Below are 1,070 nucleotides of genomic sequence, written 5' to 3' on the forward strand. Positions count from 1 at the left end.
GGCACCGCCGTCAACCAGGACGGCGCCTCCAACGGCCTCACCGCCCCCAACGGCCCCTCCCAGCAACGCGTCATCCGCAAGGCCCTCACCACCGCAGGCCTCACCACCGCCGACATCGACCTCGTCGAAGCCCACGGCACCGGCACCCGCCTCGGCGACCCCATCGAAGCCCAGGCCCTCATCGCCACCTATGGGCAGGGACGCGAGGACGGCGCGCCGCTGTGGCTCGGCTCCATCAAGTCCAACATGGGCCACGCCCAGGCCGCCGCCGGTGTCGCGGGCGTCATCAAGGTCGTCGAGGCCATGCGCCACGGCGTCATGCCGCCCACGCTCCACGCCGAGCAGCGCTCCTCCCAGGTCGACTGGGAAGCCGGCGCCGTCGAACTGCTCACCGAGTCCCGCGCATGGCCCCTCGGCGACCGACCCCGCCGGGCCGGCGTCTCCTCCTTCGGCCTCAGCGGCACCAACGCCCACATCATCATCGAGGGAGTTCCGGCGCCCGAGGCCGCGATGGTCGACGTGCAGGAACCGGACGGCACCGCCCTGCCGTTCGTCCTCACCGCGCGCAGCGCGGACGCCCTGCGCGACCGGGCGGCGGGGCTGCGTGAGCACCTGACGGCTCACGGCGACCTGCGGCTGCTGGACGTCGCCCACTCGCTGGTCGGCACCCGTACCAGCTTCGAGCACCGGGCGGTCGTCGCAGCTGCCGGACGCGAGGAACTGCTCACCGCGCTCGACCGCATCGCCGACGGCACCGAACCGCTCACCGGACCGGCCCGCCCCGGCGGGACCACCGGCTTCCTGTTCACCGGCCAGGGCGCCCAACGCCTCGGCATGGGACAGGAGTTGTACAACGCCCACCCCGTGTTCGCGGCCCGCTTCGACGAAGTCTGCACCGAACTCGACCGGTGGCTCGACCGACCCCTGCGCGAGGTGATCTGGGGCGAGGACAGCGACCTCCTCAACCAGACCGCCTACACCCAGACCGCCCTGTTCGCCGTCGAGGTCGCGCTCTTCGCCCTCCTCGACTCCTGGGGCGTGCGCCCGCAGTACCTCGCCGGGCACTCCAT

Annotated in this window: 1 protein-coding gene; it reads left to right on the plus strand. The window is 72.7% G+C overall.

Translation table 11 applies throughout. The features are described 5' to 3' along the window. Positions 1-1,070: acyltransferase domain-containing protein (locus ACWD4P_RS38515; RefSeq protein WP_449782854.1), on the plus strand; the 1,070-nt coding region annotated here is incomplete at both ends.

It is taken from the genome of Kitasatospora sp. NPDC002543 (assembly GCF_053594915.1).